Below are 7,208 nucleotides of genomic sequence, written 5' to 3'. Positions count from 1 at the left end.
CGTCCCGCCCGTCTTTTAAGGACGGGCGGGACGCCCATCCCACAATAACAATTAAAATTGTAAGTTATTTAATTCGCCATCCTAAATGACAGACCGTTCGCAGCAAATACGGGAGAAAATGTCAGGTTATCACGCACTCTAAAATAAGTTCTGATACACAATTAATATGATATCCGTTGCAATTGCCCCACATCTGACCACGACTTTCAAAGGTGGTACCCGCCACGTGATTTATCCGTGGAATCAATCCAAAATCGAAAATCGAAAATCAGAAGATCCCCCGCATTGATCCCTGGGGTCGCCTCTAAAATCTAAAATCTAAAATCTAAAATCGATTGACGGTCGGGGCGGGTTTAGGCTCATCTCTGGCTGATATTATAGATGGTTTTTGAACTGGCCCTTACAAGAATTATGGTTAATTTACCGCCCATGATTTAACAGCTTATCCTAACTTTTAACTTTTAACTTTTGCGAAATCGGCAGTTCGATCGCAAATTCTGTTCCCCGACCAACTTCTGAATGGCACTCCAACTTACCGCCGTGGGTGTCTTTAACTATTTGGTAACTAATCGATAACCCCAAACCAGTGCCGGTGCCGATCGGTTTAGTAGTAAAAAATGGGTCAAACATCCTTGACTGAACTTCGGGATGGATACCGGGCCCGCTGTCAGAAATCCGCACACACACTTGATTTTCGCTGCTGACTTCAGTAACAATGCGAATCTGGTTAACTTGGCAAGTACGGTTTGCTGATGACTCTTCCACAGCGTCGATCGCATTTACCAGCAAATTCATAAATACCTGGTTTAATTGAGCCGGATAACACTCGACTTTGGGCAGGTTTCCGTAATTTTTAATAACTTGAATCTCCCGATGTTTTGGCTGTGACTGGAATCGGTGCTGCAAAATCACCAAAGTGCTCTCTATCCCTTCATGAATGTCTATTACTTTGCGATCTGTTTCGTCGAGTCTCGAAAAGTTTCTCAAAGACAGCACTATCTGCTTGATTCGGTTAGCACCTTCTTGCATTGAAGCCATTATTTTCGGGAAATCCCCAGCAATAAAATCTACCTCGACTTCTGCCAATTCTTCCTGTATTTCGGGAACTGGTTCAGGATAGTATTGCTGGTAGAGTTCAATCATTTTTACCAAATCGCGAGCATACTGTGCTGCAGGAATAATATTGCCGTATATGAAGCTGATGGGGTTATTAATTTCATGGGCTACTCCCGCTACCATTTGCCCGATACTTGACATTTTTTCGGCTTGAATGAGCTGAGATTGAGCTTTTTTTAAGTCGGCCAGAGTTTGTTCTAACTGTTGCGCTTTTTCTCGTTCTCGCTGTTCGCTAAATTGCAACTCTACTTCGGCTTGTTTGCGATCGCTAATATCAATATGCGTACCCGTCATCCGCAAAGGATTTCCCGAAGCGTCGTGTTCCATCACCTTCGCTTGAGCTAAAATCCACTTCCACTCGCCGGATTTTGTCAGCATCCTAAATTCCACTTCGTAAGTAGGATTTTTGCCTTCCAGGTGAGCATTGAGCGCTGCTTTAGCCGGAGACAAATCCTCTGGATGTACCAGTTGCTCCCAGGATGCAAAACTATTTTCTACCTCCTCTACTTCATATCCCAGCATCATTTTCCACCGTGGATTAAAATAGACTTCTCCCGTGGCAAGATTCCAATCCCACAAGCCCATCGCACTGCCTTCAAATGCCAGATAAAAACGTTCTTCGCTAATTTGCAAAGCTGCTTCGGCTTGTTTGCGATCGCTAATATCCATCACTGTTCCCAACAGTTTTATTACTTCCCCGGTTTCGCTAAAAACAGCTTCTCCCCTTCCTTCCACGTATATAATTTGACGGCTAGGATGCAAAAATCGGAACTCTCTTTTGTAGGCAATGCCTTGTGAGATAGTTAGGCTGACTGTTTCTTGAAATAATTCTCTGTCGTCGGGATGACACATCTTTAAAAGTTTGGCAGATGTCGGTTCAGTTGCACTTGAGTCAAGACCAAAAATGCGGAATACTTCTTCTGACCAAGTAATTTTATTGGTGACTAAATCAAATTCCCAACTGCCGATGTGGGCAATTTTCTGGGCGGCTGCTAGACTAGCTTCGCTTTGTTGAAGTTTAAGTCGCTGTTGTTTATCTTGTTCCAGAAGTGTTGCTTGAGCGATCGCAATTCCCATCTGTGCCGCCACAGCGCTCAATAATGTGATCTCCTCCTGCGTCCAGTGGCGGGGGCGATCGTACTGATGCAAGCATATCATTCCGTTGGCTTTTCCCTGGTAGGAAGTGCGGATGGATATCATCGATTTTAAGCCTATTTGACAGCACAAATCTCGGGCGTTTTCTAGCAGCGGGTCGGAAAAAACATCGTCAGAAACTACAGCTTGATCTTGGGATAATAAAAACTGAACGTGAGGATTGCCCTGTACGGGGATTTCTAAATCTAAAAGCGATTTGGATGCGGATTTTTTGTACTCAGCGACATTATTAATTCTGGGAATAGGGTGTTCTGTGTAGGTATGAACCAAGCAGCAATCAGCATTAAAAATTCTACCTATTTGGGCAGTAGCTGTTTGAAAAACTTGATCTTGATTTAAACTGTATCGAATTTCAAGAGTAATTGTTTCTATTAAAAACCTTTGTTTGATTTGCCGTTCTAAAGCAGATAAAGCTGTTTTTAGTTCTAGTTCAGCTTGTTTGCGATCGCTAATTTCAGTAGCCGTCCCCAAAATTTTCCAAGGTTTGTCGTCTGCGGTTCTGGCAAACACGGTATCCACGCTAACAAACCACCGATATTCACCATTTTTGTGCTGAATTCGGTACTCACACTCAAAGCTTTCACCGTCTTTTGCTGCCTCAATCCTGCTGAGGTGTTCTGAGAATCCTGGCAAATCGTCAGGGTGTATTAAGTTAGGAAGAAATCCTCCTGCCATTTGCTGGATTTCTTCAAAAGAATAGCCAATATCGCTATATATTTCGCGGTTGATATACAAAGTTCGCTGTTCAATCAAATCGGAAACGTACAAAAGATTAGGATGTGTTTTAATTACTGCCGACAGCCAGCGTTGGCTGTCTCGGAGTTCTGCTTCGATCCGCTTGCGTTCTTCTATTTCTGCTTGCAGCCGTGCATTTTGTGCTAAAATTTGTTTATAAAGACGGCTCAGAAGCAGTTGATTTTCGATCCGGCTCACCACTTCTTCTGTTTGAAATGGTTTACTAATGTAGTCGGCTCCTCCCACCGAAAAAGCTTTGACTTTATCAAAAACTTCATTTAAAGAGCTAATAAAAATCACAGGAATATGTTTGGTTTGCGGACAAGCTTTTAACTTTTCGCAGACTTGATACCCATCCATACCGGGCATCATGATGTCCAGCAAAATCAAGTCTGGTGGACTCGACATAGCAAAGTTAAGAGCCAATTTGCCATCTCGTGTCGGTCGCACTTTATATCCCCGCTTAGACAAAAGCTGGGATAAAAGCCGCAAGCTTTCTGGATGGTCGTCCACCATTAAAATATTTTCTTGTAAGACAGTGTTTTCAAGTCTAACTGTTTCTAGTCTTGGATTTTTATCGTCAGTTGTATTCACAGCAAACCCTCAAACTATTCAAGTTGTATATGTGGGAATATTTTTAAAGTCATTAACCGCTTGTAGCTAACACTCTCAGATAAACCAGCACAACTATTGGCTCTCTAGCACACTCTTAAATTATCTCTCATTATATCAAAAGTAACGATCTTTTGAAAATATTGGTAGCTCAAATTATCGGACTCTGGTGAGAAACCAGCCTAGATTCCTCTAATCACAGGCTAACCAAGCAATTTTGATTAAATAAAGGTAAAATTTTTATTCTTAGACTTTATACGACCATGCTTGCAGCCATTGATCGGGTGCTTTGTGTTGAGATTTTTCATTAGATATCCTCAGTAAAAAGGTTAATTTAAACAAGCCGGAACATTGGTGTCAACTTAAGACTAAAAATTATTTTTTTCTGGTTGGTATCCAAGTTGTGAGTTCCCTAAATTTCCCTTATTAAGCAGCCCTAGGGCAGTGTAGGCATAATTGTCAAACAGTTGTTACCGTTACTAATTATGAGCTTAAGTTGACACCAATGGGCCCTAAAAAACTCCTACAATATCTTATATCTTATTTGCGGGATGGGGCTGATTTATGGTATCTTTGTCTCGGCTTGCAATTCTCCGCAAGCGGCGTAAACGGCTTTCACGTTATACCAATTCAGAAAAATCCGAGCAATTTCTAAAGCTAGCTGGGGCTTGCCTTGGTCAATCAACCACTGTAAAAAAGGAGTCATCGTTCGCTCGTTCAGCATCCCACCTAATGATAAAATTCCCCACAAAATTTGGTGCAAAAAAGTCATTTGAATCATCATCCGTACTTCCCAACTTGGGTGTTTTTGATAAAACAAAACTCCCATTCTCCCGCGCTCAATTTCTCGGTTAATCATGCCTGGAATTTGCTCCAAACTAAAAGCTGGATGCCAGTGATAACCGACCGCAGCGGGACATTTAATGAGTTTTAAACCTAATTTTTTTAACCTAACTCCCAACTCTAAATCTTCCCATCCGTACAGTTGAAAGCGAGTGTCAAAAAGTCCAGCGGCCAGCAGCCAGTGGCGGGCGATCGCCACATTTCCCGTAGCAAAATAAGCCGCCGAAAAATCGGTGATTTTGTAAGGTTCTGAGGTAGGATTGTCGAAATTGCAAGTATTAATCACGCTGCCGTAAGTAAAAACAGCATCAGTATCTTTGTAACCCTGTAGTAAAGCATCGGCGTGTGCTTGCAAAAAATGCTCTGTTACCACCAAATCGCTGTCAATAAAAATAATCGTATCGCCATTAGCATCTTCAACGCCCAAATTCCGGGCAGCGGCCGGGCCCTGGTGAGATTGACAGATCGATCGCACATGAGGCAACAAGTCAGCATTGGCCACCAACCACTCCAGCGTCCCGTCCGTCGATCCGTCGTCCACGACAATTACTTCATACTCTCTGACAATCTCACCGAACTGCTGATTTTCCAAAGCCAGTAGACATTTTGCCAAAATCGGTTTACGATTATACGTCGGAATCACAACACTAAAAAACACGGCTTTTCCCCATCGCCACAGTTACCGTATCCCACGGTAGCAGATTTTCCGCAGCAACTCCCCCGGTAAATAGCCAAGTTTAGCAAAAAAAGAATATATAAATCTGTACTATTTATGACAAGAATGGATCTCAATTAGGTGCATAATACAAAGTTGGTTAAATATCACATCTAAATTCAGGATGTAAATAGCAGTCAGTAACCCAGGTCTAAAAGATACTGGGCTTGGTCGCGAGCAATTCCTGCAAGCCGTACTGACCAGCCTAAGTCTTAACTGACTACGTTTGTTGAGTCACGACACCCGGAAATGCGTAGCTAGTTTCCTGCTCTGTCATTTGCAATTAAACAGTTCTAAGGTCACTGGAACAGTGTTGCAAATCTAAAAAGCTCTTTAAACATTGACCGACAAGCTAACTTTACTGGAATGGCAAGGCGCTCCCGGCAATACAGGGATTAGACAAGTACCATTCCTCTACTTGTCTAGCCCCGAAAGGGGTAGGCGGTGAAAACCGCTCGTGTCGTTTCCCTCTCAGGGCTAAAGCCGCTGAGTTTCCCACTTACCGAGTATTTTCATGAGTCGCGCTAAAAAAGTTGTCCTAGCATATTCCGGCGGAGTCGATACCTCCGTCTGCATTCCTTACCTCAAAAACGAGTGGGGTGTTGAAGAAGTAATTACTCTGGCCGCGGATTTGGGACAGGGAGACGAATTAGAACCGATCCGCAAAAAAGCTTTAGCATCCGGTGCTTCGGAATCTTTAGTTATTGATGCTACCGAAGAATTTGTCAAAGACTATGCGTTTCCAGCGATTCAAGCTAACGCACTTTACGAAAACCGTTATCCCCTTTCGACTGCCCTGGCTCGCCCGCTGATTGCTAAATTGTTAGTAGAAGCGGCAGAAAAGTACGGTGCAGATGCGATCGCCCACGGTTGCACAGGTAAAGGAAACGATCAGGTGCGGTTCGATGTGTCGATCGGCGCACTAAATCCCAAGATTAAGATTTTAGCACCAGCGCGGGAGTGGAAAATGAGCCGCGAGGAAACGATCGCATACGGCGAGAAATGCGGTATTCCGTCGCCAGTGAAAAAGTCTTCGCCTTACAGTATCGATCGCAACTTATTGGGAATGGCAATTGAAGCCGGAATCCTCGAAGATCCTTGGGCGGAACCGCCAGAGGAAGTTTATTTGATGACAAAGGCGATCGAACAAACTCCTGACACACCCGAATACATAGAAATTGGTTTCGATTGCGGAAATCCTGTCAGTTTGAACGGCAAAGATTTATCACCAGTCGCCCTAATTTCCCAACTCAACGAAATAGTTGGAAACCACGGAGTCGGCCGAATTGACATGATTGAAAACCGCTTAGTCGGGATTAAATCGCGGGAAATTTACGAAACACCAGCGATTTTAGTTTTGATGCACGCGCACCGAGACTTAGAAAGTTTGACACTGACAGCAGATGTGACGCGATACAAGCGAGGCATCGAAGAAACCTACAGCCAAATGATTTATAACGGTCTTTGGTACAATCCTTTGAAAACCGCTTTAGACGCATTTATTCAGGACACGCAAAAGCGAGTAACTGGAACCGTGCGGCTCAAACTGTTCAAAGGAAATGCGACTATTGTAGGCCGCAAATCTGACAATTCTCTGTACAGTTTCGACTTAGCAACCTACGGCGCAGAGGACGAATTCGATCACAAAGCTGCCGAAGGATTTGTCTATGTTTGGGGACTACCCACCCGCATTTGGTCGGAGAAAAATAGAGGTTATAAATAGGATAGAATTAGGGTTGAAAACCTGATGTTAAGCCGCCAAATCGAATTCGGAGTAACAATTCGATGTTAACCCGCCGAATCGAATTGGGCGGCTACACAAACAAAGTCCGCCCTCGCGGAATTCGAGTAGGGTATGCACGGCGCACCTTATTTGCCGCAATCGCCCAACCTCTGCCAATTGCCTAAGTCCTGAGTTAGTAAGATACAGTAATAATTGGTAATTGGTAATTGGTTGTTATCCTAATAACTTGTTAAATTGTCTTCAGACAAATTTAGCTTAGAGGCAGGGGTTTAAACCCCTGCCATATTA

3 protein-coding genes are annotated in these 7,208 nt (G+C 43.4%); 1 reads left to right on the top strand and 2 read right to left on the bottom strand.

The window, feature by feature from the left end; translation table 11 throughout:
- Window positions 1-447: 447 nt before the first annotated feature.
- Together QUB44_RS26465 and QUB44_RS26460 are read right to left on the bottom strand one after the other, a co-directional pair.
- Complete coding sequence (locus tag QUB44_RS26465) at window positions 448-3,600, bottom strand: PAS domain-containing protein (protein ID WP_333372189.1); 3,153 nt, start codon at window positions 3,598-3,600, stop codon at window positions 448-450.
- 580 nt (window positions 3,601-4,180) lie between these two features.
- The gene (locus QUB44_RS26460; protein ID WP_333372187.1) at window positions 4,181-5,119 is read right to left on the bottom strand and encodes a glycosyltransferase; all 939 of its coding nucleotides are present in this window, start codon (window positions 5,117-5,119) and stop codon (window positions 4,181-4,183) included.
- Between the two features lie 571 nt (window positions 5,120-5,690).
- Between QUB44_RS26460 and QUB44_RS26455 the strand changes: the two genes are divergently transcribed.
- Window positions 5,691-6,899 carry an argininosuccinate synthase gene (locus QUB44_RS26455; protein WP_333372185.1) on the top strand — a complete coding sequence of 403 codons (1,209 nt, stop codon included), beginning with the start codon at window positions 5,691-5,693 and terminating at the stop codon, window positions 6,897-6,899.
- Window positions 6,900-7,208: the final 309 nt, after the last annotated feature.

Origin of the sequence: Microcoleus sp. AT3-D2 (genome assembly GCF_036705715.1) — a bacterium.
Lineage (GTDB): Bacteria > Cyanobacteriota > Cyanobacteriia > Cyanobacteriales > Microcoleaceae > Microcoleus.
Note: the sequence above shows the minus strand (reverse complement) of the source record. Positions and strands in the feature narration are given on the sequence as shown.